This window comes from Cupriavidus sp. FW305-3-2-15-C-LB2 (assembly GCF_058787575.1).
Genome location: NZ_JBYSZW010000047.1, coordinates 26,309 through 52,768, shown reverse-complemented (window position 1 = coordinate 52,768; position 26,460 = coordinate 26,309). Strand labels below are relative to the sequence as shown.

Below are 26,460 nucleotides of genomic sequence, written 5' to 3'. Positions count from 1 at the left end.
CGCTTTTCTTGGGGGTGTGTTCGGGGTGGGCCGGCGCTCAGGCGTGGCTGCCGCTGGCTTCGTCCTCGCGCGCCCAGTCGCGCGCGCGGTCGACTGCGCGATGCCAGCGCGCCAGCCGGTGGCCGCGCGCGTCAGCCGACAGGTTCGGCTCAAAGCGCCGCTCCACCTGCCATTGCTGCGCGATCTCCGCCGGATCGCTCCAGTAACCGGTGGCCAGTCCCGCCAGGTAGGCGGCGCCCAGCGCGGTGGTTTCGGTCACGCGCGGGCGGACCACCGGGGTGCCGAGCAGGTCGGCCTGCATCTGCATCAGCAGGTCGCTGCGCGAGGCGCCACCGTCCACGCGCAGTTCGGCCAGCGAGATGCCGGCATCCTTCTGCATGGCTTCCAGCACGTCGACGCTCTGCAGCGCGATCGATTCCAGCGCCGCGCGCGCGATCTGCGGCCGGCCGGTGCCGCGCGTCATGCCAACCAGCGTGCCGCGTGCAAACGGGTCCCAGTGCGGCGCGCCCAGGCCGGCAAAGGCGGGCACCAGCACCACGCCGCCGGTGTCGTCGCACTGGCGCGCCAGCGGCTCGACCTCGGGAGCGCTATTGATGATCTTGAGGCCGTCGCGCAGCCACTGGATGGTGGCGCCGCCCATGAACACGCCGCCTTCCAGGCAATATTGCGTCTGGCCGCGGATCTGCCAGCCGATCGTGGTCAGCAGCCGGTTGTGCGACGTGACCGGCTGCGAGCCGGTATTCATCAGCAGGAAGCAGCCGGTGCCGTAGGTGTTCTTGGCCATGCCCGGCGACAGGCAGGCCTGGCCGAAGGTGGCGGCCTGCTGGTCGCCGGCGATGCCGGCAATGGGGATCTGCATGCCGAACAGCCGCGCCGAGGTGCGCGCCACCTCGCCGCTGGACGCCACCACCTCGGGCAGCAGCGCGTGCGGGATGTCCAGCAGCGCCAGCAGCGCATCGTCCCACTCGAAGTTGTGGATATTGAACAGCATGGTGCGCGAGGCATTTGACACATCGGTGACATGGCGCGCGCCGTCGGTCAACTGCCAGATCAGCCAGCTGTCGACGGTGCCGAAGGCCAGCTCGCCGCGCTGGGCGCGTTCGCGCGCGCCTTCGATGTTGTCGAGCATCCAGCGCAGCTTGGTGCCGGAGAAGTAGGCATCGATGATCAGGCCGGTCTTGTCGCGGAACAGCTCGCCGTGGCCGGCGGCCTGCAGCGCCTCGCACATGGGCGCGGTGCGGCGGTCCTGCCAGACCAGCGCGCGCCCGACCGGCTCGCCGGTCTTGCGGTCCCACAGCACAGTGGTCTCGCGCTGGTTGGTGATGCCGATGGCGCGCACCTGCGCGGCCGAGATACCGGCATCGGACAGCACCGCGTGCGCCACCGCCAGCTGCGATTGCCAGATCTCGTAGGGGTCGTGCTCGACATGGCCGGGATGTGGGTAATATTGGCGGAACTCGCGCTGCGCGAGCCGCACCACATTGCCGGCATGGTCGAACAGGATGGCCCGCGAGCTGCTGGTGCCCTGGTCGAGCGCCAGCACATATTGCGGCTCGGTGGGAAGCTGGGACGATGCAGGGCGCTGGGCCTGCGCGGCTGGCTGGTTCATGCGTTCAATCCTGACAATGACAAATCACGCCGGCCCGGCCGGCGCATGGATTCCTGATGGCTGAAACGTCTTCCTTGCCGCCCGCGGACGCCGCGGGCAACTTCGCCGCCGATCCCGCCGCGCAGATCGCCGCCTCGCTGGCGGCGCGCAGCGGCTTCGACGCCGCCGCCAAGCTGCGCCTGATGGCGGCAGGCCAGCAGGTTGGCTGGCTGCCGCGTGCCCATGCGGCAATCTTGCGCGGCATGGGCGCCATCCTCGGCCCGGACGAGCGCCTGGCCGATGGCACCACGGCGGCAGAACTGCTGCCCGGGCGCAATGACTTCGACGCGCGCAGCGCCGCGCTGCAGGCGCTGGCCCGCCAGCTGGCCGATGTCGGCCATGTGCGCGGCTGGCGTGACGAACTGTTCGCGGTCACCCCTGCGCAGGACGCGCCCGCACTTGCCGTGGTGGAGCGCGCGGCGGCGCGCTTTCTCGGGCTGCTGACCTTTGCCTCGCACATGAACGGCATTGTGGATGGCGATGTCGACGGCGGTCCCGCCCTGTGGATCTCGCGGCGCAGCCCGGCCAAGTCGGTCGACCCCGGCATGTGGGACAACCTGGTCGCCGGCGGCATGCCGCACGGCAGCGATCCGCTGGCGACGCTGGTGCGCGAATGCGAGGAAGAATCCGGCATCCCGCCCGCGCTGGCGCAGGGCGCGCAGGCCCACGGCATGATCGAGGTGCTGCGCGACCTGCCCGAAGGCGTACAGTGGGAGCAGGTCTACGTCTACGACCTGCTGCTGCCGCCCGGCTTCACGCCGCGCAACCAGGATGGCGAGGTCAGCGAGCACCGGCGCGTCGATGTGGCCGCATTGCTTGCTATCATGTCGGCCGGCGCCATGACGGTTGATGCGACACTGGTGACGCTGGATGCCCTTGGGCGGCGCGGCTGGCTCGGTCCTGACCATCGCGCCTGAGCCGTCGCCGCGGGTTCCGCCTGTGCCGGTCTTGCCGACCGCGCTGACCTGATTTTTCCGGCCTTGCGCCGCGCCACTCCGACAGAACAACACACCATGAGCAACACCGGATTCATCCTGACCCTCTCGTGCCCCGACCAGCCGGGCATTGTCCATGCCGTCTCGGGCCTGCTGTTCCAGCACGGCTGCAATATCGTCGATTCCGACCAGTACGGTGACGAGTACGCCGGCCGCTTCTTCATGCGCGTGCATTTCACGCCGGCCGCCGGCGGCCCGGACCTGGACACGCTGAAGGCCGCGTTCGCGCCGGTGGGCGACCAGTTCGGCATGCAGTGGGAGCTGAACGACGCCGCGGTCAAGCCGCGCGTGATGATCATGGTGTCCAAGATCGGCCACTGCCTGAACGACCTGCTGTTCCGCGCCAAGGTGGGCGGCCTGCCGGTCGAGATCGCGGCCATCGTCTCGAACCACCGCGACTTCTACCAGCTGGCGGCATCGTATGACGTGCCGTTCTTCCACCTGCCGCTGATGAACGCCTCGGCCGAGCAGAAGGCAGCGCAGGAAGCGCGCGTGTTCGACGTGGTGCAGGAGCAGAAGATCGACCTGGTGGTGCTGGCGCGCTACATGCAGGTGCTGTCCGATGACCTGTGCCGCAAGCTGGCCGGCCGCGCGATCAATATCCACCACTCGTTCCTGCCCAGCTTCAAGGGCGCCAAGCCGTACTACCAGGCGCATGAGCGCGGCGTGAAGCTGATCGGCGCGACCGCGCACTATGTCACCGCCGACCTGGACGAAGGCCCGATCATCGAGCAGGAGATCGAGCGCGTGGACCACAGCATGGACCCGGAGCAACTGACCGCCGTCGGCCGCGACGTGGAATGCGTGGCACTGGCGCGCGCGGTCAAGTGGCATGCCGAACACCGTATCCTGCTGAACGGCCACAAGACCGTGGTGTTCAAGTAATTCTCTGCCCGACCCTCGGTGTTCTCCCCTCTCCCGCTTGCGGGAGAGGGGCCGGGGGAGAGGGCTGGCCTGTCGCAAGAGCGAGGCGCCGGGCATCACCGCCAGCAAGGCAGCCTCAAGCCGGTCCCCGGCGCGCTCACTCCCGCTCCGCCACCACACACTTCACCCCACTGTCGGCCACGATCTGGTCGAACGGCGCTGCCAGCGGCTCGTCGGTAAAGAGCCGGTCGACCTGCGACACATGCGCCAGCTCCACCATCGCCTGGCGATTGAACTTGCTGGCATCCGCCGCCAGCCACACCTCGCGTGAATGCTCGATGATGGTCCGCGCCACCTTGACCTCGCGGAAATCGTAGTCGCGCAGCGTGCCGTCGGTCTCGATGCCCGAGATGCCGATCAGCCCGATATCCACCTTGAACTGGCGGATGAACTCCACCGTGGCCTCGCCCACGATGCCGCGGTCGCGTGAGCGCAGCACGCCGCCGGCGACGATGACCTCGCAATCGGGGTTGTCGGCAAGGATATTGGCCACGTTCAGGTTGTTGGTGATCACGCGCAGCCCGCGGTGGTGCATCAGTTCGCGCGCTATCTCTTCCACCGTGGTGCCGATGTTCAGGATCAGCGAGCAGCCTTCGGGCACCGCAGCGGCCACCGCGCGCGCGATGCGCGCCTTGCCCTCGGCGTTGAGCACCTGCCGCTGCCGGTAGGCGATGTTCTCGGTGGTGGAGCCCTCCACCCGCACCCCGCCATGGAAGCGCGCCAGCATGCCGTTCCCGGCCAGCAGGTTGACATCGCGGCGCACCGTCTGGAGCGTGACGCCGAATTTGCGCGCAAGTTCGTCGATGGAGGCAAAGCCCTGGGTGCGGACTTCTTCGAGCAGGGCCGTCTGGCGGGGATTCAGGGTCATGCCGGGATTCTAGTTCAAACAGAAACGAAAACAAATGATGCAGTGCACTATTGTTTTGCGTTCGTTTTGTTGCTAAAACGAACGTCAAGCCAAGACTTTTGTGCCTGCATCGCGCGCCAAAGCTGTGCTGCGGGAAGCATATCGAACATGGAGACCGGATGCAGCTACGTTTGGAAGGCGTCGCACAGCAGGCAGGTTCGCAGGCGTATCTCTTTCCGATGACGCTCGCGCCGGTTCCGGGCGCGGTGACCATCCTGCTGGGCGCGACGCAGGCGGGCAAGACCTCGCTGATGCGGCTGATGGCCGGGCTGGACCGGCCCAGCGCCGGCCGCGTGCTGGTCGACGGCCAAGACGTGACCGGCATGCCGGTGCGCGAGCGCAATGTATCGATGGTCTACCAGCAGTTCATCAACTACCCGTCGCTCAAGGTTTTCGACAACATCGCCTCGCCGCTGCGGCTGCTGCGCAAGGCGCCGGCCGCAGAGATTGCCGCGCGCGTGCGCGAGCTGGCCGGGCGGCTGCATATCGACCACCTGCTGGACCGCTATCCGTCCGAGCTCTCCGGCGGGCAGCAGCAGCGCGTGGCACTGGCGCGTGCGCTGGCCAAGGAGGCGCCGCTGATGCTGCTGGACGAGCCGCTGGTCAACCTTGACTACAAGCTGCGCGAAGAACTGCGCGAGGAACTGGCGCAGCTGTTCGCGCATGGCGACGCCACCGTGGTCTATGCCACCACCGAGCCCGGCGAAGCGCTGCTGCTGGGCGGCCATACCGCGGTGCTGGACGCCGGCGAACTGCTGCAGTACGGCCCCACGCCCCAGGTCTTCCACTACCCCGATTCGCTGCGCGTGGCGCGCGCTTTCAACGATCCGCCGATGAACCTGGTCGAGGGCCGGCTGCAGGGCGGCCGGGTCACGCTGGCCGGCGACATCTCAGTGCCGGTGCCCGGCGCGGGCGGGCACGACGGCCCGGTCACGGTGGGGGTACGCGCGTCGGCATTGCGCCTGGCCGGTGAGCCGGGCGCGGTGGCGGTGCCGGGGCGCGTGGCGCTGGCCGAGCTGTCCGGCTCGGACACCTTCGTCCACGCCGATACCCCGGTGGGCAACCTGGTGGCGCAGTTCGCCGGCGTGCTCGACCTGGCGCTGGGCGAGCCCGTGTCACTGCACCTGCTGCCCGAGCAGATCTATCTGTTCGACGCCGACGGGCGCCGCATCCATGCGCCGCGCCGGCCGGGCGGGCTGGCGGCGGACGTGCCCGGCGGCGCGGCCGCGGCTGCCGGGGCAGGGGCCTGAGATGGCGCGCATCGACCTGGACCTGGCGCACTCCTATGTGCCAAATCCGCGTACCGACGAGGACTACGCGCTGCTGCCGCTGCAATTCACGTTCGAAGACGGCGGCGCCTATGCGCTGCTGGGCCCGTCCGGCTGCGGCAAGACCACGCTGCTGAACTGCATTTCCGGGCTGCTGCGGCCCTCGCACGGCACCATCGCCTTCGATGGCCGCGACGTGACCGCCGCCACGCCGCAGGCGCGCAATATCGCCCAGGTGTTCCAGTTCCCGGTGATCTACGACACCATGACCGTCGGCGAGAACCTGGCCTTCCCGCTGCGCAACCGCGGCGTGCCGGAAGCCCAGGTGCGCGAGCGGGTAGGGCGCGTGGCCGAGATGCTGGACCTGTCGGCCACGCTCGATCGCCGCGCCAGCGGCCTGGCCGCGGACGCCAAGCAGAAGATCTCGCTGGGGCGCGGGCTGGTGCGCCAGGACGTGTCGGCCATCCTCTTCGACGAGCCGCTGACGGTGATCGACCCGCAGCTCAAATGGCAGCTGCGGCGCAAGCTCAAGGAAATCCACCACGAATTCCGCCTGACGCTGATCTACGTGACGCACGACCAGACCGAGGCGCTGACCTTTGCCGACCAGGTGGTGGTGATGTCGCGCGGCAAGGCGGTGCAGGTGGGGCCGGCGGATGCGCTGTTCGAGCGTCCCGCGCATACCTTCGTCGGGCATTTCATCGGCTCGCCGGGCATGAATTTCCTGACCGGGCAGTGGCGCGACGGCGCGATCGAGCTGGCGGGTCGCCGCTACATGCCGGAGTTGTCGCCGTCAGTTGAAGCGGCGCTGCGCGAGGCCGGCAGCTTCCGCATCGGCGTGCGGCCCGAGTACCTGCGCCTGGCGCCGGAGAGCGACGCGCAGGCGGTGCCGGTGCGGGTCGAGCGCGCGCAGGACATCGGCACTTACTGGCTGCTGACCGGCGGAGTGCAGGAGGCGGGCGCACTGGCCGGTACGCTGCGCGCGCGGCTGGGTATCGAGGCGGCCGATCTGCGCCTGGGCGACACGGCCTGGCTGTCGGTGTTCAACCGCCATACCTGCTACTACGTCAACGAGGAACTGGTGCCATGAAGCCCGTCAACCAGAAGGCCTGGCTGCTGGTGTTGCCGGTGGTGGTGTGCGTGGCGTTCTCCGCGATCCTGCCGCTGATGACCATCGTCAACTATTCGGTGCAGGACATCATCTCGCCCGAGCGGCGCGTCTTTGTCGGCACCGAATGGTTCCGCACCGTGTTGCGCGATGGCGAGCTGCACGACGCGCTGCTGCGCCAGCTGGGCTTCTCGCTGGCGGTGCTGCTGGTGGAGATCCCGCTCGGCATCCTGCTGGCGCTGTCGATGCCGGCCAGGGGCTGGAAGGCATCGACGGTGCTGGTGATCATCGCGCTGTCGCTGCTGATCCCGTGGAACGTGGTCGGCACCATCTGGCAGATCTTCGGGCGCACCGATATCGGCCTGCTCGGTGCCGCTCTCGAGGCGTTGGGGTTCGACTACAACTACACCGGCAGCGCTTTCGATGCCTGGGTCACGGTGCTGGTGATGGACGTCTGGCACTGGACGCCGCTGGTGGCGCTGCTGTGCTACGCCGGACTGCGCGCCATCCCCGACGCCTACTACCAGGCCGCGCAGATCGACGGCGCCTCGCGCCTGGCGGTGTTCCGCTATATCCAGCTGCCCAAGCTGCGCGGCGTGCTGATGATCGCGGTGCTGCTGCGCTTCATGGACAGCTTCATGATCTATACCGAGCCGTTCGTGCTGACCGGCGGCGGCCCCGGCAACGCCACCACCTTCCTGTCGCAGTACCTGACGCAGAAGGCCGTGGGCCAGTTCGACCTGGGCCCGGCGGCAGCGTTTTCCATCGTCTATTTCCTGATCATCCTGCTCATGTGCTTCATCCTCTATAACTGGATGCAGCGCGCGGGCACCGCCGGCAGCGAGGACATGCCCCATGGCTGAGATACGCCCCCCCGCCAACCGCGCCACCTGGTGGCGCGCCGGCTTCCTGCTGGTCTACCTGCTGTTCGCCATCGTGCCGATCTACTGGATGGTGAACATGTCGTTCAAGACCAACGAGGAGATCGTCTCCACGCTGTCGCTGTGGCCCGCGGAATTCACGCTGCAGCATTACAAGACCATCTTCACCGACCCGTCCTGGTATTCGGGCTACGTCAACTCGATGATCTACGTGGCGATGAACACGGTGATCTCGATCAGCGTGGCGTTGCCGGCCGCCTATGCCTTTTCGCGCTACCAGTTCATCGGCGACAAGCATGTGTTCTTCTGGCTGCTGACCAACCGCATGACGCCGCCCGCGGTGTTCCTGCTGCCGTTCTTCCAGCTCTACAGCACCATCGGGCTGATGGATACCCACCTGGGCGTGGCGCTGGCGCACCTGGTCTTCAACGTGCCGCTGGCGGTGTGGATCCTGGAGGGCTTCATGTCGGGCGTGCCGCGCGAGATCGACGAGACCGCGTATGTCGACGGCTACTCGTTCCCGCGCTTCTTCCTGACCATCTTCCTGCCGCTGATCAAGGCCGGCGTGGGCGTGGCGGCGTTCTTCTGCTTCATGTTCAGCTGGGTCGAGCTGCTGCTGGCGCGCACGCTGACCTCGGTCAATGCCAAGCCCATCGTCGCCACCATGACGCGCACGGTGTCGGCATCGGGCATGGACTGGGGCGTGCTGGCCGCGGCCGGCGTGCTGACCATCGTGCCCGGCGGCATCGTGATCTGGTTCGTGCGGCATTACATCGCGAAGGGCTTCGCGATGGGTCGCGTGTAAGCGCGCGGCGCAACCCTGATCACAACACAAGGAGACGGCGCAATGCTGAGCTGGATGGTCTGGACGATACCGGTGGCGGTGTTCTTCGGCTGCATCGTAGTCATGCTGATCACCATGACTATCTGGGAAATACGCGCGCCGTCGGTGCTGCGCAAGGGCTTCCTGCCGATCGCGACCACGCGTGGCGACCGCTTGTTTATCGGGCTGATGTGCGCCGCCTGGGTCAACCTGGCGTGGGTGGGACTGGGCGAGAAAGTCACCGCTTGGCTGTCGCTGCCCGAAGAGCCGTCGGTCTGGATCAGCTTCGGGGTATCGATGCTGGTGCTGGCGCTGATCATGCGCAAGGGCTAGCCGTTTATTCGCAGGCATCAGGGTTGGATGGAAGGTTTGCGGCTTATCCCTGCCCCGGGGCCGCCACCACGACCACAGCCGGGGAGGGGAAATCTTGAGGAGACACTGATGAAAGTGCACGTGAAGTTGGGGATGTCAGCCCTTGCCTGCGCGGCTGCGCTGGCTTGTGGGTCCGCCTCGGCGGGCGAGGCTGAGGCCAAGAAGTGGATCGACAATGAATTCCAGCCCTCGTCGCTGGCCAAGGACAAGCAGCAGGCCGAAATGAAGTGGTTCATCGACGCCGCCGCCAAGCTCAAGGCCAGGGGGGTCACGCAGATCAGCGTCGTGTCCGAAACCATTACCACGCACGAGTACGAGTCCAAGACGCTGGCCAAGGCGTTCGAGGAGATTACCGGCATCAAGGTCAAGCACGACCTGATCCAGGAAGGCGATGTGGTCGAGAAGCTGCAGACCTCAATGCAGTCCGGCAAGTCGATCTACGACGGCTGGATCTCTGACTCGGACCTGATCGGCACGCACTACCGCTACGGCTCGATCTTGCCGCTGACCGACTATATGAACGGCGCCGGCAAGGAGTGGACCAACCCCGGGCTGGATGTGAAGGACTTTATCGGCACCAAGTTCACCACCGCGCCGGACGGCAAGCTGTACCAGCTGCCCGACCAGCAGTTTGCCAACCTGTACTGGTTCCGCGCCGACTGGTTCGCGCGCAAGGACCTGCAGGACAAGTTCAAGGCCAAGTACGGCTACGACCTGGGTGTGCCGACCAACTGGTCAGCCTATGAGGACATCGCCAACTTCTTCACCAACGACGTGAAGGAGCTCGACGGCAAGAAGGTCTACGGGCACATGGACTACGGCAAGAAGGATCCGTCGCTGGGCTGGCGCTTCACCGACGCCTGGCTGTCGATGGCCGGCACCGCCGACAAGGGCCTTCCCAACGGCATGCCGGTGGACGAGTGGGGCATCCGCGTGGCCGAGGACAAGTGCACGCCGGTCGGCGCCTCGGTGTCGCGCGGCGGTGCCACCAACAGCCCGGCGGCGGTCTATGCGCTGACCAAGTACATCGACTGGATGAAGAAGTACGCGCCGCCGCAGGCGATGGGCATGACCTTCTCCGAGGCCGGCCCGGTCCCCGCGCAAGGCCAGGTGGCGCAGCAGATCTTCTGGTACACCGCCTTCACCGCGGACATGACCAAGAAGGGCCTGCCGGTGGTCAACGCCGACGGCTCGCCCAAGTGGCGCATGGCGCCGTCGCCGTACGGCCCGTACTGGAAGCAGGGCATGCAGAACGGCTACCAGGACGTGGGCTCCTGGACCTTCTTCAAGAACACCGATCCCAACAAGCTGGCGGGCGCCTGGCTGTATGCGCAGTTCGTGACATCCAAGACGGTCTCGCTGAAGAAGTCGCTGACCGGGCTGACCTTTATCCGCGACAGCGACATCCACCACGACTACCTGACCAGGAACGCGGCCAAGTACGGTGGGCTGATCGAGTTCTACCGCAGCCCCGCGCGCGTGGCGTGGACGCCGACCGGCACCAACGTCCCCGACTATCCGAAGCTGGCCCAGCTGTGGTGGAAGAACGTGGCCACCGCGGTGACCGGCGAGAAGACGCCGCAAGCCGCCATGGACACGCTGGCCGAAGAGATGGACCAGGTCATGGCGCGGCTGCAACGCGCCGGCATGAGCAACTGCGCGCCCAGGCTCAACCCGAAGGGAGACCCGGGCAAGTGGCTGTCGAACGACCATGCGCCGTGGCAGAAGCTGGCCAACGAAAAGCCGAAGGGCGAGACCATTCCTTACGACAAGCTGCTGCAGGCGTGGAAGGAAGGGAAGGTGCGCTGAGGCGTTTGAGGCTGCCGGCAATGAATGAATGCCGCTGGTTTGCTCCCCTCTCCCGCTTGCGGGAGAGGGGGCACTCAACAGGTCATTCGGCCCTGACTTCGGCGCTCGCTCTCTACGTGGCCAAGTCCGATGTTTCCGAGTGGGGCTCGTCCGCCACTGACTGCACCGCATAACGCGCCTTCCCATGCCGCTTGGCCTCATACAGCGCTATGTCGGCGTGCATGAACAGCTCGCTCGCGGTCATGGCATGGCGCGCGTCATGGATGGCCGAGCCGACGCTGGCCGAGGCCGCCAGCGTGTGGCCATCGATCACGAAGGGCATGCGCGCGGCCTGCACTATGGTGTTGGCGATGGATGCCATGGCCTGGCGGTCGGCAACGCCGTCCAGGATCACCGCAAACTCATCGCCGCCGATGCGCGCGACCGCGTCGCCCTTGCGCACGCAGGCGCGCAGCCGCTGCGCAAAGGCGACCAGCAACTCGTCGCCCACCGGATGGCCAAAGCTGTCGTTGACGCCCTTGAAGTCGTCCAGGTCCACCAGCAGCAGCGCCAGCGAGCGCCCGTCGGCGCTGGCGCGGGCCATGCATTCGGCCAGGCGCCGGTCGAAACCCTTGCGGTTGAGCAGGCCGGTGAGGTAGTCGGAGATGGTCTGCGCTTCCAGGCTGCGCAGTTTTTCGCGCTCATGGGTGACATTGCGCCCGAACATGTGCAGGCCGATGACGGTATCCTGCACATCGTTCCAGGCCGGCTGGCAGGTGATCTCCATGCATTCGGTGCCATCAGCGCTTTCACGGGTGAACGTCACCGCGCGCCCGGCGCAGGCCTGCTCCAGGTACGGCTGGCAGGCCAGGTATTCCTGCGTGCCCCACAGTTCGCGCAGCGACAGCCCCACGATCTGCTGCGCCGGCACGCCATAGCGCTGCGCATAGGCCTGGTTGACGAAGACGTAGCGCTGCTGCATGTCGATGAACGAGACAAAGTCCGGCACATGGTTGGCGATCGCCTCGATGCGCTTCTCGCTTTCGGCGGCGCGGTCCTTGGCCGCTTTCAGCGCGGCTTCGCGCTCCGACAGCTGCGCCACCACCTCGGCGAAGGTCGCGGCCAGTTCGCCGATCTCGTCGGCGCGGCCGACGGGCAGGTCCGCCACCGCGGCCGGGTTGGTGCCGATCTGGCGCACGGCGCGGTGCAGCCGCTGCAGCGGTTCAAGCAGGCGGCGCATGACCAGCCACATCATCGCGGCGGCAAGCAGCATGGTGATGGCGCCGATGACCAGGGTCCGTTGGCGCACCGCGAGCAGCGGCGCGTAGGCTTCGGCTGCCGGCAGGACCGCCACCAACTCCCAGCCGTTGGATGCCAGCAGATGGCGCGCCACGATCGGCTGCGTCGGCGTCAGGACTTCCAGGAAGGCGGGGGCGTGATCGGCGCCGCAGGCTTCGCCGATCGCGCGTGCGGGGCTCAGCACGCGGGCAGCGTCCGGGTGCATTGCATAGCGGGGATTGGTGCCGGCGGAAACCAGGCAGAAGCTGCCGGTAGTGCCCACGCGGCTGTGCGCAAGCTCGCGCAGGAAGTTGCTGTCCGAGAGGTTCAGGACGCCCCCGACCACGCCGCGCAGCTCGCCACCCGGCCCGTGCAGCGGCACTGCCAGCACTACGCCGGGGGCATTGGTCTGCTTGCCCTGGATCAGGTCCGACACCGCGAACGCCTGGCCCTGCTGGATATCGCGGAAATAGTCGCGGTCGTCCACGCGCAGGCGCACGCCATCCGGCACGGCGGTGCTGAACACCAGGTGCCCGTCGGGCGCGGCCAGGAAGACGGCGTTGAAAGTCTCGGGCATTTCCACCATGCCCTCCACGGCCCGGCGCAGTTCGGCCGGCTTTGCCGAAAGCATGGGGGAGAGCTGGCTTGCCACGCGCCGCAGGACGGTGGCGCGGCCCTGCAGCTTTTCATCGAGCTGCTCGGCCACCATCTTGACCAGCGTGTCCTGCTGCGTCTGCTGCAAGTTCTTCAGGCCGTCGTAGGCGTAGTACTGCGCGTAGAGCGCGCGCAGCACGATGATCAGCGTCACCACACCCGCCGTGGCGAACGCCATCCGGTACTTCAAAGAGTGCTGCATGATTGACTTATTTCTTGTGCGCACTGACCCGTATCCTCGTCCCGGCGCATTGTGTTGCCGACCCGAGATCCTGTCCGGGACGTGAAATCAAGATTAGCAGATGTCAAGATGAAATTCGCAACTGTTTGCAACAGCGCGCCAGGGTGCCAGCGCAACGTGCCGGCCGCGCTACAGGGAAGGGCCTGGCCGGTGGCGAGATCGCCACGCGCACTCATGCACCGATTCCGCCTTGGCAGTAGCATGCGGGATGGCCCGCGATGTGGCGGGCCCGTCTCGCGGTTCCTGATTGCCCGTTCCTGATTCCTTTCCAGCCCAAACGCCAATGACTACACCGACTACGCTGCTCGACCTGGCCGGCGCCAGCCGCACCCCTTCCGCCTGGGAAGCCGCCGTCCTGATCCTGATCGACCATCAACGCGAATACGTCGACGGCCGCCTGCCGCTGGCCGGCATGCCCGCGGCCGTGGCTGCCTGCGCGCAACTGCTGGCGCTGGCGCGCCGCCACGGCACGCCGGTAATCCATGTCGCGCACCACGGCCGGCCGGGTAGCATGGCGTTCGATCCGACCGGGCCGTATGCCGCCTTCATTGAAGGGGTGGGGCCGCAGGCCGGTGAGATTACCGTCACCAAGGGCTTGCCCAACAGCTTCGCCGGCACCACCCTGGCCGACGAACTGGCCAGGCTCGGCCGCAAGGAGCTGATCGTGGCCGGCTTCCAGACGCATATGTGCGTAAGCGCCACGGTGCGCTCGGCGCTCGACCACGGCTATCGCAGCACCGTCGTGGCCGCGGCCTGCGCCACGCGCGACCTGCCTGACCCGCTGGGCGGGCCCGCCGTGCCTGCGGCCGATCTCCACCGCAGCACGCTGGCCGCGTTGAACGACCGCTTCGCCACGGTCGTCGCGGACGCAGGGGCCTGGCACGGCTAACCAGCGACAGGCCAGGTGCGCACGCGCAGCACGGTATGGTCGCGCGGGCGCAGCGTCAATTCCAGTGCGGTCGGCACGCCCCGCCTCGTGATCGGCGCGACAAAGCGTGCCATTTCCGCTGCTGCAGCGAGGCGCGTGCCGCAGCGCATCGCCAGCCGCAGGATATGCAGCGGCACGAACCGCTCCGGCTCCTGCATGTCCGCCAGCGCGGCCAGCGTGAAATGCAGTGGCTGCCGAGCCAGTGCGATGAAGCGCCCGCGCAGCCGCGCCAGCGTCGCCGCGGGCGCCGCCAGTCCTTCGCCCTCGGCGCCGCTGCGCGTCATGCCGCGCACACGCGGCTGCCACAGCGTGCCGGCAACCAGCAGCGGTGCGCGCCCCGCGCCAGCTTCATCCACGCATGCATCCAGCGCCACGACACGGCCCGTCAGGTCATAGGTGGAAGCCACCGAGGCAAAGCTGCGGTGGTAGCCGATGATGCAATCCATGTCTTCGTCATAGACCGGCAGCGCATCACGCGGCACGCGCGCCTGGCGCATCTCGAACCAGCCGGCACTGACCGGGTTGCGGCCGGTCCAGGGCAGGGCGAGTTCTGTTTCGGTCGCGGTGGGGAGGCAGGGGGACGGCAAGTCGTGCTCCGGTGCAGGTCGGAGCAGTCAAGGTAGCCGGCGAGTGAGTGGGCGGATATGAGATAAGCCTTGTCGCCGGCAACGGAAAGGTTGCGTCGCGACGTGGCTGGGGCCTAGAAGCTCACGCCCAGCGAAAGGATCGCGACCTGGTCCGTCGAGCCCGGGTTGAACCAGTAGAAGCCCGCCGTGAACCTGCGCACCGTGACCTGGAAAAAGCCGCCTCGCTGGAGTTCGCGGCCTCCCCCGTAGATCCGGGTACGTTGCGCGACCAGGCCCAGCCTCAGCCATTCGACCGGGCGGAAGCCAAGTTCGCTCCAGGCGTAGAGATAGCCCGGCTCTTCGCCGCGCGCATCCAGGTATTCGGCTTCGATGTAGTAGTCGAACTTGCTCACTGCGACGCTGGCCTCGATTCCGCCGATCAGGCCGTGGGTGGAGCCTCCCACGAAGCCAACGATGGGGGTCGCCTTGAACTGGATGGTTTCGCCGCCCGAGAAGGTCCAGCCGATGAAGGCTGACTGCGAGTGGACTGCCTCGTAGTTGCTTCTTGCCTCGAGGTGAAGCTGCTTCCTTTCGGCGATGAAGATGCCGGAGAGGTAGTCGCCGCTCTGGCGCGGCATGTTCCAGTAGCCTGTTGCCGAGAAGGTCCAGGGCGAGCCGGCCGCCTGCCCGGCGGCATCCGGCGCGGGCTGGGGCGGCTCCTGTGCCTGGACCGTGCCCGCGCCAAGGGCGGCGGCAAGCAGCAGGATCGCGCCTCGCATCTCAGCCGCCCAGCGCGATAATGGCGATGGTCATGACCACGCCCAGCGCAGTCATGGCTGCGCCAGTGACCCAGCCGCCAAAGCCGGCATAGTGGCCCAGCGCCCACCCGGCGGCGAACAGCATGGCCAGGGTCAGCCCGCGCGAGATCAGTAGCGCCAGTTTGACATCGTCCAGCAGTACGAACGGCAGTGCGACCGGAAACGTGGCCAGTACAACGATAAAGAAGATGTGCACGGCACCGATCAGGTCGGCCATGTTCAGGCGGGGGCGGGGCGGCAGTGCCGGGGCGGCGGCAAGCCGTGCCCGCATGGCTTCCAGTTCCTTGTCGGTGACCAGCGACTTCGTTGCGCGAGGCAGCGCATCGCGAATCAGGCCGATCGCCGTGGCCTGGTCGTTAGCATTCCTGACGGCAAGTGCCAGGGAGATCCGCTGGCCGCGGTTCGCCAGCGTACGGATCAGGAACATGACCGCGTCCACCATGCCCCAGGCCAGGTTGCAGCCCAGCGCGGCATGCATCATGGTGCGGCTGGCATCCGGGCCACCCGTGCCGCTCGACACCGCGCCGACAAAAGTGAGCGCCATGAACAGGCCGAAGCACATCTCGGAGACGCGATCCACGACGTCCAGCACCGGCTCCCGTGTCTGAGCATCCTCCGGCGGCACGGTCGCGCCGGCATGGATCGTCGTCCTGGGTGAATCGGGCATGGCGGACTCCCGAAAGCTGCGTCGATGATCGGATGGGCGATAGGGGCTGTGCTCGTGGGAGCGAGGGCGACTGTGCCTGCCTGGCCCGTCGTCCTGTGGACAAGTATGCGCGCCAGCGGCAAATATGCCAGGCGAGCATTCCTTGATTGGCGTGATGAACCACGGTTTTCCGGGGGAGGGTAGAAAACGTGGGCAAACGCCGGGCAACAAAAAACCCAGAGAGCTTGCGCTGTCTGGGTTTCCTGGCAACTTAGGCAGTTGCTGGCCATTTGTCTGGTGGGTGGTACAGGGATTGAACCTGTGACCCCTGCCGTGTGAAGGCAGTGCTCTACCGCTGAGCTAACCACCCCTTACTGCGCCGTCGTTGCCGTCGTGCAGCGGAGAAATGAGATTATGCAGAGGTTCTTGTATCTTGTAAAGCCCTTTTTTGATTTTTGTCAGGCGGCCAGGCTTCCGGGTTCTGCCGCGGGGGCTTCCTGCCACACCGTCTTGCCGCCGCTGGCCTTGTCCAGGCCCTTGAGCAGGGCGAGATGGGCCTGCTGCTCTTCGTCCGTGGCGCGCAGCACGGGCAGGGCCAGGCGCGACAGGTCGGCCGCGGCAACCGCGCCGCCGTGGCCTGCGGTGCTGTCGTGCATGTCGATCACCAGCGAATCCTGGCCGCGCGTCATGGCCAGGTAGACCTCGGCCAGCAGCTCGGCATCCAGCAGGGCGCCGTGCAGCGTGCGGTGGGCGTTGCTGATGCCCAGGCGGTCGCACAGGGCGTCGAGCGAGTTGCGCTTGCCGGGGAACATCTGGCGGGCTTCGCGCAGGGTGTCGATCACATTGCCGGCATGCTGGCGGAACGGCGGCAGGCCCAGCAGCTGGAATTCCATGTCGAGGAAGCCCAGGTCGAACGGCGCGTTGTGGATGATCAGCTCGGCATCCTGGATGAACTCGCGGATGTCGTTGACGACTTCGGCAAAGCGGGGCTTGTCGGCCAGGAACTCGACCGTGATGCCGTGCACGGCGATCGCGCCCTCGTCGATATCGCGTTCCGGGTTGACGTAGAAGTGCAGGTGGCGCCCCGTCAGGCGGCGGTTCATCAGCTCGACGCAGCCGATTTCGATCAGGCGGTCGCCGGTGGCGGCACTCAGGCCGGTGGTTTCGGTGTCGAGAACGATTTGTCGCATGGCGGGCATTCTAGCGGAGCGGCGCGGGCGCCCCGCGGTTTCTTGTTAGCGAGAGGGATCAGCGGCCGATCGATTCGACGCCGCGGTTGGCCAGCGCGTCGGCGCGCTCATTGCCGGGGTGGCCGTTGTGGCCGCGCACCCAGTGCCAGGAGATCTGGTGCGGCTGCGCCAGGGTGTCCAGTTCCTGCCACAGGTCGGCGTTCTTGACAGGCTTCTTGTCGGCGGTCTTCCACCCGCGGGCCTTCCAGCCGGGCAGCCATTCGCTGATGCCCTTCTGGACATACTGCGAGTCGGTATAGACACGCACGACGCAGGGACGCTTGAGCGCGCGCAATGCTTCGATCACGGCGGTCATTTCCATGCGGTTGTTGGTAGTGTTGGGCTCGCCGCCGAACATTTCTTTCTCGCTGGTGCCGGCGACGAGCACCGCGCCCCAGCCGCCGCGGCCGGGATTGCCCTTGCAGGCGCCGTCGGAGTAGATCGTGACTTCTTGCATGTGATTCCATGGTGGCCACCCGTCGGGCGGGTGGCGCATTGAAGGGGGCAGGAGAAGGGCGCTGGACCGCGTCAGCGCTCTTCGCCGGGGGTCTTGCCGTGCGTGCCGGTGGGCGTGGCCACGGGCGACGATACCGGAGCCAGCGCCGGCTTGCTCTTCCAGGCCGGGCCGACCAGGCGGATATTGCGCACGCGCTTGATCGCCGAGATCATATAGACCGCGCCGAAGATCGGCCACCAGCGGTCACCGGCCTTTTCCATGAAGGCGGCGCGCTGCAGCCAGCGGTCGGTGCGGTAGGGCGGGCAGTAGCAGCCGAAGCGGCCGCGGATGATATCGAAGCCCAGCAGCTTGAGCCAGTCCTTGATGCGCACGAAGCCGATCTGCTGCGCGTCCGTCGGCAGGAAGGGCGTGGCGCCGAGCCGGTTCATGCCCTGGCGCGCGCCCCACAGGCTCATCGGGTTGAAGCAGGTGACCACCACGCGCCCCTCGGGCATCAGCACCCGCGAGACCTCGCGCAGCACTTCGTGCGGGTCTTCGGCGAATTCCAGGATGTGGGGCAGGGTGACCAGGTCGATGCTCTGGGTGTCGAACGGCAGCTCGTCGAAGCGGCACAGCAGCTGGCGCGCGTCGGGATGTGCGGCGCGCGGCCCGTGCGGTCCACTGGAAGGGTCCAGCGCCAGCGCCGAGAACGGCATCCGGTTCTCGCGCAGGGTGTCGATAAAGGGCAGGCCCAACTGGACGGCGTGGTAGCCGAAGATGTCGGTCACGATCCGGTCGTACTGCTGCGCCTCCCAGCGCAGCATGTACTCACCGGGCGGCGAGGCCAGCCAGTCTTCCCAGCTTACAATCGGATGATTGGGACGATTGGACATAGGAGCATGCGCATGTTGAAGGTTGAGCCGATCCCGGCGTTCCAGGATAACTATATCTGGGCCATCCACGACGGTCATAGCGCCGCCGTGGTCGATCCCGGCGAGGCCGCGCCGGTGGAGCGCTTCCTGGCGCAAAGCGGTCTGGCTCTGGGCGCTATTGTAATCACCCATCACCACGGCGATCACCAGGGCGGGGTAGCCGAGTTGCTGGCGGCGCACCCGCGCACCCCGTCGGGCGCGCCGATGCCGGTGCTGGGGCCCGCCGGCGAACGCATTGGCGGGCGCACCCGGGCCCTGCGCGAAGGCGATGTCGTGACGCTGGAGACGCCGGCGCTGACGCTGCGCGTGCTGGACGTGCCCGGGCACACCGCCGGCCATATCGCCTATGTGGGCGACCTGGGCGAAGCCGGCCCGGCGGTCTTCTGTGGCGATACGCTGTTTGCCAGTGGCTGCGGGCGTCTGTTCGAAGGCACGCCGGCACAGATGCTGGACTCGCTCGACAAGCTGGCGGCACTGCCGGGCGATACCCGCGTCTATTGCGCGCACGAATATACGCGCAGCAATGTGCGCTTTGCACGGGCGGTGGAACCGGCCAATGCCGCGCTGGCGGCATGGGAGCAGCGGGTCGACGCGCTGCGCGCGGCGGACCAGCCGACGCTGCCGACCACCATCGCTCATGAGCGCGAGGTCAATCCCTTCCTGCGCTCGCGCGAGCCCGCGGTGCGCGCGGCGGTGGCGGCGCAGGGCGGGGCCGCCACGGGCGATGCGCAGGCCTTCGGTGCGCTGCGCGGCTGGAAGGACAATTTCCGCTGAACCCTGCCGGGCCTTGCGCCGCAAGGCTTTCCGGCTGCCCGGCGGATACTGGCCATATGGAAAATCTGATTGACGCGATACGCGGTTTTTTTTAGCATCACGCATCCTTTTGGCGTCACGATTCGAGAACTTAATGAAAATTGGTCGATTACTGGCGGTGGTCGCGTGCGCCGCGCTGCTTGCAGCGTGCGCCAGCACCCCAACGCCGCCTGATGGCGCCAACGGCGCCGCGACCGCCCAGACCGCCAAGCGCCAGGACCCGCTCAACTCGCTCATCGACAAATCGGCGCTTTCTTCCGCATCCACGATCAATGTCGACCAGGGTGGCCTGGACTGGCTGCGCGGCCCGTCCAACGACATCTGGGATCGCATCCGGCGCGGCTTTGCCATGCAGGACCTGGAGGGCACGCTGGTCGATGACCGCACCCAGTGGTATGCGCAGCGGCCGGAATACATGGAACGGATGGTCGGGCGCTCAAGCCGCTACCTGTACCACATCGTAGAAGAGCTGGAACGGCGCAAGATGCCGACCGAGCTGGCGCTGCTGCCGTTCGTCGAGAGCGCGTTCAACCCGCAGGCGCAGTCCACCGCCAAGGCGGCGGGCATGTGGCAGTTCATCCCGAGTACCGGCAAGTCGTACAACCTGAAGCAGAACATGTTCCGTGACGAGCGCCGCGACGTGCTGGCCTCGACCGACGCCGCGCTGGACTACCTGGCGCGGCTCTACGATATGTTCGGCGACTGGCACCTGGCGCTGGCGGCTTACAACTGGGGCGAGGGCGCGGTGTCGCGCGCGATCGCACGCAACCAGGCGCGCGGGCTGCCGACCGACTACGCCAGCCTGCCCATGCCCAACGAGACGCGCTACTACGTGCCGAAGCTGCAGGCGGTCAAGAACATCATCGCCAACCCGGCTGCGTATGGCGTCAAGCTGCCCGAGATCCCGGACCACCCGTACTTTGTCACGGTGACCACCTCGCGCGATATCGACGTGAACCTGGCGGCCAAGCTGGCGGACATGTCGGTAGAGGAATTCAAGGCGCTCAATCCGTCGTTCAACCGGCCGGTGATCCTGGGCGCGTCCAACCCGCAGATCCTGCTGCCGTTCGATAACGCCGAGCGCTTCCAGTACAACCTGAACACCTACCGCGGCGGGTTGTCGAGCTGGTCGGCGGTGACGGTGGACAGCCGCGAGCGTATCGAAGCGCTGGCGGCACGGCTGAACGTCGACGCCGATACGCTGCGCGAGATCAACAGCATCCCGAAAGGCATGCGCCTGAAGGCCGGCTCGACCGTGATGATCCCGCGCTCGGGCCGCCACGACCAGGATATCAGCGCGACCCTGGCCGACAGTGCCATGCTGGCGATGGAGCCTGATTTGCCGGATGCGCGCCGCGTGGTGGTGCGTGCCGGGCGGCGCGACACCGTGGCCTCGGTGGCGCGGCGCTATGGCGTCTCGGCGGGGCAGGTGCAATCGTGGAACAAGCTCTCCGGCACCAAGTTGGTCGCCGGGCAGAGCCTGGTGCTGATGGTGCCGGTGCGCGGCGCCGGCGCGGTGCGGGCGGCGCGGGCCGAACAGGCCGACCGTGCCGAGCGCGCCGACCGTGCAGAGCGTTCCGAGCGAAGCAGCAAGGGCGGCATCGTGCGGGTCTCGGCCAAGGGCAAGGCGGGCAAGGCGGAGCCGCGCAAGCGCGTCACCGTCGAGGCGGCCTCGCGGCGCACGGCAGTCAAGGCGACGCCGGCGCGCGTGGTGCGCGAGTCCAAGCCGGGGCCGAACGTCAAGGCGTCGGCCAAGGCCGGCGCCAAGGGGGCCAAGGCCCGCTGACGAATGCGGGCGCCGGCTGGTCCGCCGCATGGCGCAAGAAGGGGCGATGCCGTCGGCACGCCCCTTTTTTTCATGTGCCGGCCCCCGGGGCCCGCGCGCCCCTCTCCGAATCTGTGTCCACGCGCACCCGCGCCGGTGGCAAACTACGGTCATCATCACAATGACCGCAGACGCGGAGGAGACAGACATGACGGCAAGCCATGCCGTGCATGCCCGTTCGCTGGCCGACCCCGAGGGGTTCTGGGCCGAACAGGCGGCGCGCATCGACTGGGAAACCCCGTTCGGCCAGGTGCTCGACAACAGCCGCGCGCCCTTTACGCGCTGGTTCGTCGGCGGGCGCACCAACCTGTGCCACAACGCGGTCGACCGCCACCTGGCGGCCCGCGCCAGCCAGCCGGCGCTGCACTGGGTCTCGACCGAGACCGACCAGGCCCGCACCTTTACCTACGCCGAGCTGCACGACGAAGTCAGCCGCATGGCCGCGATCCTGCAGGGCCTGGACGTGCAGAAGGGCGACCGCGTGCTGATCTACATGCCGATGATCCCGGAAGCCGCCTTTGCCATGCTGGCCTGCGCGCGCATCGGCGCGATCCATTCGGTGGTGTTCGGCGGCTTTGCCTCGGTCAGCCTGGCCGCGCGCATCGAGGATGCCCGGCCGCGCGTGGTGGTCAGCGCCGACGCCGGCTCGCGTGCCGGCAAGGTGGTGCCCTACAAGCCGCTGCTGGACGAGGCCATCCGGCTCTCGTCGCACCAGCCCGGGAAGGTGCTGCTGGTGGACCGGCAACTGGCGCAAATGCCCCGTACCGAGGGCCGCGATGAGGACTACGCCGCCTGGCGCGAACGCGTGGCCGGCGTGCAGGTGCCGTGCGTGTGGCTGGAATCGAGCGAGCCGTCGTACGTGCTATACACCTCCGGCACCACCGGCAAGCCCAAGGGCGTGCAGCGCGATACCGGCGGCTACGCGGTGGCGCTGGCCACCTCGATGGAATACATCTTCTGCGGCAAGCCCGGCGACACCATGTTCACCGCGTCGGACATCGGCTGGGTGGTGGGGCACAGCTATATCGTCTACGGCCCGCTGCTGGCCGGCATGGCCACGCTGATGTATGAAGGCACGCCGATCCGCCCCGACGGTGGCATCCTGTGGCGGCTGGTGGAGCAATACAAGGTCAACCTGATGTTCAGCGCGCCGACCGCGATCCGCGTGCTGAAGAAGCAGGACCCGGCCTGGCTGACCCGCTACGACCTGTCCAGCCTGCGCCTGCTGTTCCTGGCCGGCGAGCCGCTGGACGAGCCCACCGCGCGCTGGATCCAGGACGGCCTGGGCAAGCCCGTGGTCGACAACTACTGGCAGACCGAATCCGGCTGGCCGATCCTCGCGATCCAGCGCGGCATCGAGGCGCTGCCGCCCAAGCTGGGCTCGCCCGGCGTGCCCGCCTACGGCTATGACCTGAAGATCGTCGACGAGAACACCGGCGCTGAATGCCCGCCGGGGCAGAAGGGTGTGGTCGCCATCGACGGCCCGCTGCCGCCGGGATGCATGAGCACGGTCTGGGGCGACGACGACCGCTTCGTGCGCACCTACTGGCAGGCGGTGCCGAACCGGCTGTGCTATTCGACCTTCGACTGGGGCGTGCGCGACGCCGACGGCTATGTTTTTATCCTGGGCCGCACCGACGACGTAATCAACGTTGCCGGCCACCGGCTGGGCACCCGCGAGATCGAGGAAAGCCTGTCGTCCAACGCTGCCGTGGCCGAGGTGGCGGTGGTGGGCGTGCAGGACGCGCTCAAGGGGCAGGTGGCGATGGCCTTCTGCATCGCCCGCGATCCGGCGCGCACGGCCACGGCCGAAGCGCGGCTGGCATTGGAGGGCGAGTTGATGAAGACGGTGGAGCAGCAACTGGGTGCCGTGGCGCGGCCGGCGCGCGTATTCTTTGTCAATGCACTGCCCAAGACCCGCTCCGGCAAGTTGCTGCGGCGCGCCATGCAGGCGGTGGCCGAAGGGCGCGATCCGGGCGACCTGACCACGATCGAGGACCCGGGTGCGCTGGAACAGTTGCAGGCAGCGCTGAAAGGCTAGATGGCGGGCTGAGGGCGTGGGATGCGGGTGCCGTGCGGGGCACTCCGCCTCCCGCCCTTGCCATCGGCCGTGATACAGTCTAATATTTGAAGTATAAAATATTTAGACATCATCTAGATGGCGGTGTGATCCTGGGCAAAGGTGCCCGGCGCAGCCGGCAGGAGGCGACAGATGCGAGTGCTTTGTATTGGTGGTGGCCCGGCAGGCCTGTACTTCGGGCTGCTGATGAAGCTGCAGGATCCGGCCAACGAGGTCATCGTGGTCGAGCGCAACCGGCCCTACGACACCTTCGGCTGGGGCGTGGTGTTCTCTGACGCCACCATGGACAACCTGAAGCAAGCCGACCCGGTCAGCGCGGCCGAGATCAACGCGGCCTTCAACCACTGGGACGATATCGACATCCATATCGGCGGGCGCACCATCCGCTCCGGCGGCCATGGCTTTATCGGCATCGGCCGCAAGCGCCTGCTCAATATCCTGCAGGCACGCTGCGAGGCGCTGGGCGTGAAGCTGGTGTTCGAGACCGATGTGTCCGACGACCAGGCGCTGGCGATGCAATACCAGGCCGACCTGGTGATCGCCTCGGACGGCCTGAACAGCCGCATCCGCACCCTCTACGCCGACACCTTCCAGCCTGACATCGACACGCGCCAGTGCCGCTTTGTCTGGATGGGCACGCACAAGCTGTTCGACGCCTTCACCTTTGCCTTCGAGAAGACCGAGCACGGCTGGTTCCAGGCGCACGCCTACCGCTTTGACGACACCACCTCGACCTTTATCGTCGAGGCCCCGGAGTCGGTCTGGCGCGCCGCGGGCATCGAGCAGATGAGCCAGGAAGAGGGCGTGGCCTACTGCGAGCGCCTGTTCGCGCGCTACCTCGACGGCAACAAGCTGATCACCAATGCGGCGCACCTGCGCGGCTCGGCGATCTGGATCCGCTTCCCGCGCGTGATCTGCCGCCAATGGGTGCATTGGAACACCTTGCCCGACGGCCGCCGCGTGCCGGTGGTGCTGATGGGCGATGCCGCGCACACCGCGCACTTCTCGATCGGTTCGGGAACCAAGCTGGCGTTGGAAGATGCGATTGACCTGGCCGAGGAAATCCGTGGCAGGGGTCATGACGGCCTGCCCGATGCACTGTCGCGCTACGAAGCCACGCGCGGCGTGGAAGTGCTGAAGATCCAGAACGCGGCGCGCAACTCGACCGAATGGTTCGAGAACGTCGAGCGTTACGCGGGCAGCCTGCCGCCGGAGCAGTTCGCCTATTCCCTGCTGACCCGCTCGCAGCGCATCTCGCATGAGAATCTGCGCGTGCGCGATGCGGACTACGTGGCGCAGTTCGAGCACTGGCTGGCGCGGCAGGCCGGCGTGCAACCGGAAAGCCTGCAACTGCGTGAGCACCAGCCGCTGCCGCCGATGTTCACGCCGTTCCGCGTGCGCGGCGTCACGCTGAAGAATCGCGTGGTGGTGTCGCCGATGGCGATGTACTCATGCACCGACGGCGTGCCCGGCGACTTCCACCTGGTCCACCTGGGTTCGCGCGCGCTGGGCGGCGCCGGCATGGTGGTGGCGGAGATGACCTGCGTGTCGCCCGATGCGCGCATCACGCCGGGATGCCCGGGTTTGTGGAACGACGCGCAGCGCGACGCCTGGCGCCGCATCGTCGACTTCGTGCATGCCAACAGCGATGCGCGCATCGCCATGCAGATCGGCCACTCGGGCCGCAAGGGTTCGACCCAGCTCGGCTGGGAGGCAATGGACCATCCGCTGTCGGAAGGCAACTGGCCGGTGATCTCGGCCTCGCCGCTGCCCTACCTGCCGGGCGAGTCGCAGACCCCGCGCGAGATGACGCGCGCAGACATGGACCGTGTGCGCGATGACTTCGTCGCCAGCGCGCGCCGCGCCGCCGAGGCCGGCTTCGACTGGCTGGAACTGCATTGCGCGCATGGCTACCTGCTGTCGAGCTTTATCTCGCCGCTGACCAATACGCGGGAAGATGAATACGGCGGTTCGCTGGCCGCACGGCTGCGCTACCCGCTGGAGGTGTTTGCCGCGGTGCGTGAAGTGTGGCCGGAACACAAGCCGATGTCGGTGCGCATCTCGGCGCACGACTGGGTCGAAGGCGGCATCACCCCCGACGATGCGATCGAGATCGCACGCGCCTTCAAGGCCGCCGGTGCCGACATGATCGACTGCTCGTCGGGCCAGGTCAGCCCGGACCAGGCTCCGGTCTACGGCCGCATGTACCAGACCCCGTTTGCCGACCGCATCCGCAACGAGGCCGGCATCGCCACCATTGCCGTGGGCGCGATCTTCGAGGCCGACCATGTCGACTCGATCATCGCCGCGGGCCGTGCCGACCTGTGCGCGATCGCGCGGCCGCACCTGGCCAACCCGGCCTGGACGCTGCAGGAAGCGGCGCGCATCGGCTACCGCGATATCACCTGGCCCAAGCAGTACCAGGCCGGCAAGCGGCAACTTGAAACCAACCTGGAACGCGCCGCGGCGCAGGAGAAGCAGGGATGACGGGCAGCACGGGTTCATTGTCAGGGCGCCACGCGCTGGTCACCGGCGGCGGGCGCGGCATCGGCGCGGCAATCGCGCGCCGGCTGCTGGCCGACGGCGCCAGCGTGACGCTGCTGGGCCGCGATGCCGGCGCGTTGCAGGCGACTGTACAAGCGCTGCGTGAGGTCGCCCCCGCAGGCGCCGTAGTCTCCTTTGTCACGGCCGATATTGCCGATGCCGACAGCGTGGCACGCGCCTTCGCCGCCGCCGCGGAACAGTCCGGCCCGGTGTCGATGCTGATCAACAATGCCGGCCAGGCGCACAGCGCACCGTTCCTGAAGACCGATGCCGCGCTGTGGCAGCGCATGCTGGACGTGAACCTGACCGGCACCTTCCTGTGCACGCAGGCGGCGCTGCCGGCGATGCTCGACGCGGGCTGGGGCCGTATCGTCAATGTGGCGAGCACGGCCGGCCTGATCGGCTATGGCTATGTCAGTGCCTATTGCGCGGCCAAGCATGGGGTGATCGGCCTGACGCGCGCGCTGGCGCTGGAAACCGCGGCCAAGGGCGTGACCGTCAACGCGGTCTGCCCGGGCTATACCGAAACCGACATCGTGCGCGACGCGGTGGCCAATATCGTCGGCAAGACCGGCCGCACTGAAGCCGAGGCCCGCGCTGAACTGGCCGCGCGCAATCCGCAGCGCCGCCTGGTGCAGCCCGAGGAAGTGGCCGACGCCGTGGCCTGGCTGTGCCGGCCGTCCGCCGCGGCGATCACCGGCCAGGCAATCCCGGTGGCCGGCGGCGAGGTGATGGCCGGCTGACAACGACAGAACA

23 protein-coding genes and 1 tRNA gene are annotated in these 26,460 nt (G+C 67.4%); 14 read left to right on the top strand and 10 right to left on the bottom strand.

The window, feature by feature from the left end; translation table 11 throughout:
- Positions 1-37: 37 nt before the first annotated feature.
- Positions 38-1,609: a glycerol kinase GlpK gene (gene glpK / locus AC3WRR_RS27320; protein WP_058697213.1), complete on the bottom strand. Its 1,572-nt coding sequence runs from the start codon at positions 1,607-1,609 to the stop codon at positions 38-40.
- Between the two features lie 56 nt (positions 1,610-1,665).
- Here glpK and AC3WRR_RS27315 point away from each other — a divergent pair, with 56 nt between their 5' ends.
- Positions 1,666-2,565, top strand: coding sequence for an NUDIX hydrolase (locus tag AC3WRR_RS27315; RefSeq protein WP_439668053.1), 900 nt, complete (start codon positions 1,666-1,668; stop codon positions 2,563-2,565).
- Positions 2,566-2,661: 96 nt separating this feature from the next.
- Positions 2,662-3,528: a formyltetrahydrofolate deformylase gene (purU, locus tag AC3WRR_RS27310; protein ID WP_010814348.1), complete on the top strand. Its 867-nt coding sequence runs from the start codon at positions 2,662-2,664 to the stop codon at positions 3,526-3,528.
- Between the two features lie 136 nt (positions 3,529-3,664).
- Here the strand turns inward: purU and AC3WRR_RS27305 are convergent, their stop codons facing one another.
- Complete coding sequence (locus AC3WRR_RS27305; protein WP_010814347.1) at positions 3,665-4,435, bottom strand: DeoR/GlpR family DNA-binding transcription regulator; 771 nt, start codon at positions 4,433-4,435, stop codon at positions 3,665-3,667.
- 158 nt (positions 4,436-4,593) lie between these two features.
- Between AC3WRR_RS27305 and AC3WRR_RS27300 the strand changes: the two genes are divergently transcribed.
- The 6 genes from AC3WRR_RS27300 to AC3WRR_RS27275 all read left to right on the top strand — a co-directional run bounded on the left by AC3WRR_RS27300 (position 4,594) and on the right by AC3WRR_RS27275 (position 10,735).
- Positions 4,594-5,724, top strand: coding sequence for an ABC transporter ATP-binding protein (locus tag AC3WRR_RS27300; RefSeq protein WP_037025177.1), 1,131 nt, complete (start codon positions 4,594-4,596; stop codon positions 5,722-5,724).
- 1 nt (position 5,725) lies between these two features.
- The gene (locus AC3WRR_RS27295; RefSeq protein WP_010814345.1) at positions 5,726-6,832 is read left to right on the top strand and encodes an ABC transporter ATP-binding protein; all 1,107 of its coding nucleotides are present in this window, start codon (positions 5,726-5,728) and stop codon (positions 6,830-6,832) included.
- Positions 6,829-7,713: a carbohydrate ABC transporter permease gene (locus tag AC3WRR_RS27290; RefSeq protein ID WP_010814344.1), complete on the top strand. Its 885-nt coding sequence runs from the start codon at positions 6,829-6,831 to the stop codon at positions 7,711-7,713. The genes AC3WRR_RS27295 and AC3WRR_RS27290 overlap by 4 nt, the downstream gene beginning before the upstream one ends.
- Positions 7,706-8,536 carry a carbohydrate ABC transporter permease gene (locus tag AC3WRR_RS27285; RefSeq protein WP_010814343.1) on the top strand — a complete coding sequence of 277 codons (831 nt, stop codon included), beginning with the start codon at positions 7,706-7,708 and terminating at the stop codon, positions 8,534-8,536. Before AC3WRR_RS27290 ends, AC3WRR_RS27285 begins: the two co-directional genes overlap by 8 nt.
- Before the next feature lie 42 nt (positions 8,537-8,578).
- The gene (locus tag AC3WRR_RS27280; protein WP_010814342.1) at positions 8,579-8,887 is read left to right on the top strand and encodes a DUF2160 domain-containing protein; all 309 of its coding nucleotides are present in this window, start codon (positions 8,579-8,581) and stop codon (positions 8,885-8,887) included.
- Between the two features lie 120 nt (positions 8,888-9,007).
- Complete coding sequence (locus AC3WRR_RS27275; RefSeq protein ID WP_037025189.1) at positions 9,008-10,735, top strand: ABC transporter substrate-binding protein; 1,728 nt, start codon at positions 9,008-9,010, stop codon at positions 10,733-10,735.
- Positions 10,736-10,847: 112 nt separating this feature from the next.
- Here AC3WRR_RS27275 and AC3WRR_RS27270 read toward each other — a convergent pair whose 3' ends face one another.
- Complete coding sequence (locus AC3WRR_RS27270; protein WP_246840247.1) at positions 10,848-12,848, bottom strand: sensor domain-containing diguanylate cyclase; 2,001 nt, start codon at positions 12,846-12,848, stop codon at positions 10,848-10,850.
- 322 nt (positions 12,849-13,170) lie between these two features.
- Here AC3WRR_RS27270 and AC3WRR_RS27265 point away from each other — a divergent pair, with 322 nt between their 5' ends.
- Positions 13,171-13,776, top strand: coding sequence for a cysteine hydrolase family protein (locus tag AC3WRR_RS27265; RefSeq protein ID WP_010814339.1), 606 nt, complete (start codon positions 13,171-13,173; stop codon positions 13,774-13,776).
- On the opposite strand, the gene AC3WRR_RS27260 is transcribed toward AC3WRR_RS27265, so the two are convergent.
- The 7 genes from AC3WRR_RS27260 to AC3WRR_RS27230 form a co-directional block, all read right to left on the bottom strand.
- A complete protein-coding gene (locus tag AC3WRR_RS27260; protein WP_010814338.1) occupies positions 13,773-14,402 on the bottom strand; it encodes a hypothetical protein in 630 nt (209 codons plus the stop codon). The two genes, AC3WRR_RS27265 and AC3WRR_RS27260, sit on opposite strands and share 4 nt — an antisense overlap.
- Before the next feature lie 113 nt (positions 14,403-14,515).
- Complete coding sequence (locus AC3WRR_RS27255; protein WP_010814337.1) at positions 14,516-15,160, bottom strand: hypothetical protein; 645 nt, start codon at positions 15,158-15,160, stop codon at positions 14,516-14,518.
- A 1-nt stretch (position 15,161) separates the two neighbouring features.
- Positions 15,162-15,866 (bottom strand): VIT1/CCC1 transporter family protein, encoded by a 705-nt coding sequence (locus tag AC3WRR_RS27250; RefSeq protein WP_010814336.1) that lies wholly within the window; start codon positions 15,864-15,866, stop codon positions 15,162-15,164.
- A 274-nt stretch (positions 15,867-16,140) separates the two neighbouring features.
- Positions 16,141-16,215: transfer RNA gene (locus tag AC3WRR_RS27245), tRNA-Val, on the bottom strand.
- Between the two features lie 88 nt (positions 16,216-16,303).
- Positions 16,304-17,044 carry a DNA polymerase III subunit epsilon gene (gene dnaQ / locus AC3WRR_RS27240; RefSeq protein WP_011615667.1) on the bottom strand — a complete coding sequence of 247 codons (741 nt, stop codon included), beginning with the start codon at positions 17,042-17,044 and terminating at the stop codon, positions 16,304-16,306.
- A gap of 49 nt (positions 17,045-17,093) precedes the next feature.
- The gene (rnhA, locus tag AC3WRR_RS27235) at positions 17,094-17,531 is read right to left on the bottom strand and encodes a ribonuclease HI (protein ID WP_010814334.1); all 438 of its coding nucleotides are present in this window, start codon (positions 17,529-17,531) and stop codon (positions 17,094-17,096) included.
- A 71-nt stretch (positions 17,532-17,602) separates the two neighbouring features.
- Positions 17,603-18,403, bottom strand: coding sequence for a methyltransferase domain-containing protein (locus AC3WRR_RS27230; RefSeq protein WP_010814333.1), 801 nt, complete (start codon positions 18,401-18,403; stop codon positions 17,603-17,605).
- A 12-nt stretch (positions 18,404-18,415) separates the two neighbouring features.
- Here AC3WRR_RS27230 and gloB point away from each other — a divergent pair, with 12 nt between their 5' ends.
- The 5 genes from gloB to AC3WRR_RS27205 all read left to right on the top strand — a co-directional run bounded on the left by gloB (position 18,416) and on the right by AC3WRR_RS27205 (position 26,447).
- Positions 18,416-19,216 (top strand): hydroxyacylglutathione hydrolase, encoded by an 801-nt coding sequence (gene gloB, locus AC3WRR_RS27225; protein ID WP_439670751.1) that lies wholly within the window; start codon positions 18,416-18,418, stop codon positions 19,214-19,216.
- Positions 19,217-19,349: 133 nt separating this feature from the next.
- Positions 19,350-21,041, top strand: a complete 1,692-nt coding sequence (locus AC3WRR_RS27220; RefSeq protein WP_037025174.1) for a transglycosylase SLT domain-containing protein — start codon at positions 19,350-19,352, stop codon at positions 21,039-21,041.
- A 187-nt stretch (positions 21,042-21,228) separates the two neighbouring features.
- Positions 21,229-23,121 carry a propionate--CoA ligase gene (locus tag AC3WRR_RS27215; protein ID WP_010814330.1) on the top strand — a complete coding sequence of 631 codons (1,893 nt, stop codon included), beginning with the start codon at positions 21,229-21,231 and terminating at the stop codon, positions 23,119-23,121.
- Positions 23,122-23,292: 171 nt separating this feature from the next.
- Entirely contained in the window at positions 23,293-25,647 is a 2,355-nt protein-coding gene (locus tag AC3WRR_RS27210) for a bifunctional salicylyl-CoA 5-hydroxylase/oxidoreductase (protein ID WP_492298624.1), read from the top strand.
- Positions 25,644-26,447 (top strand): SDR family NAD(P)-dependent oxidoreductase, encoded by an 804-nt coding sequence (locus AC3WRR_RS27205; RefSeq protein WP_492298622.1) that lies wholly within the window; start codon positions 25,644-25,646, stop codon positions 26,445-26,447. Before AC3WRR_RS27210 ends, AC3WRR_RS27205 begins: the two co-directional genes overlap by 4 nt.
- Positions 26,448-26,460: the final 13 nt, after the last annotated feature.

Bases quoted from the DNA above. Each gene is read 5' to 3' on its own strand.
- dnaQ (WP_011615667.1), bottom strand. From the start codon at position 17,044: ATGCCCGCCATGCGACAAATCGTTCTCGACACCGAAACCACCGGCCTG.
- glpK (WP_058697213.1), bottom strand. From the start codon at position 1,609: ATGAACCAGCCAGCCGCGCAGGCCCAGCGCCCTGCATCGTCCCAGCTT.
- AC3WRR_RS27230 (WP_010814333.1), bottom strand. From the start codon at position 18,403: ATGTCCAATCGTCCCAATCATCCGATTGTAAGCTGGGAAGACTGGCTG.
- AC3WRR_RS27300 (WP_037025177.1), top strand. From the start codon at position 4,594: ATGCAGCTACGTTTGGAAGGCGTCGCACAGCAGGCAGGTTCGCAGGCG.
- AC3WRR_RS27205 (WP_492298622.1), top strand. From the start codon at position 25,644: ATGACGGGCAGCACGGGTTCATTGTCAGGGCGCCACGCGCTGGTCACC.
- AC3WRR_RS27305 (WP_010814347.1), bottom strand. From the start codon at position 4,435: ATGACCCTGAATCCCCGCCAGACGGCCCTGCTCGAAGAAGTCCGCACC.
- AC3WRR_RS27210 (WP_492298624.1), top strand. From the start codon at position 23,293: ATGCGAGTGCTTTGTATTGGTGGTGGCCCGGCAGGCCTGTACTTCGGG.
- AC3WRR_RS27255 (WP_010814337.1), bottom strand. From the start codon at position 15,160: ATGCGAGGCGCGATCCTGCTGCTTGCCGCCGCCCTTGGCGCGGGCACG.
- rnhA (WP_010814334.1), bottom strand. From the start codon at position 17,531: ATGCAAGAAGTCACGATCTACTCCGACGGCGCCTGCAAGGGCAATCCC.
- AC3WRR_RS27220 (WP_037025174.1), top strand. From the start codon at position 19,350: ATGAAAATTGGTCGATTACTGGCGGTGGTCGCGTGCGCCGCGCTGCTT.
- AC3WRR_RS27315 (WP_439668053.1), top strand. From the start codon at position 1,666: ATGGCTGAAACGTCTTCCTTGCCGCCCGCGGACGCCGCGGGCAACTTC.
- purU (WP_010814348.1), top strand. From the start codon at position 2,662: ATGAGCAACACCGGATTCATCCTGACCCTCTCGTGCCCCGACCAGCCG.
- AC3WRR_RS27270 (WP_246840247.1), bottom strand. From the start codon at position 12,848: ATGCAGCACTCTTTGAAGTACCGGATGGCGTTCGCCACGGCGGGTGTG.
- AC3WRR_RS27290 (WP_010814344.1), top strand. From the start codon at position 6,829: ATGAAGCCCGTCAACCAGAAGGCCTGGCTGCTGGTGTTGCCGGTGGTG.
- gloB (WP_439670751.1), top strand. From the start codon at position 18,416: ATGTTGAAGGTTGAGCCGATCCCGGCGTTCCAGGATAACTATATCTGG.
- AC3WRR_RS27250 (WP_010814336.1), bottom strand. From the start codon at position 15,866: ATGCCCGATTCACCCAGGACGACGATCCATGCCGGCGCGACCGTGCCG.
- AC3WRR_RS27285 (WP_010814343.1), top strand. From the start codon at position 7,706: ATGGCTGAGATACGCCCCCCCGCCAACCGCGCCACCTGGTGGCGCGCC.
- AC3WRR_RS27215 (WP_010814330.1), top strand. From the start codon at position 21,229: ATGACGGCAAGCCATGCCGTGCATGCCCGTTCGCTGGCCGACCCCGAG.
- AC3WRR_RS27280 (WP_010814342.1), top strand. From the start codon at position 8,579: ATGCTGAGCTGGATGGTCTGGACGATACCGGTGGCGGTGTTCTTCGGC.
- AC3WRR_RS27265 (WP_010814339.1), top strand. From the start codon at position 13,171: ATGACTACACCGACTACGCTGCTCGACCTGGCCGGCGCCAGCCGCACC.
- AC3WRR_RS27295 (WP_010814345.1), top strand. From the start codon at position 5,726: ATGGCGCGCATCGACCTGGACCTGGCGCACTCCTATGTGCCAAATCCG.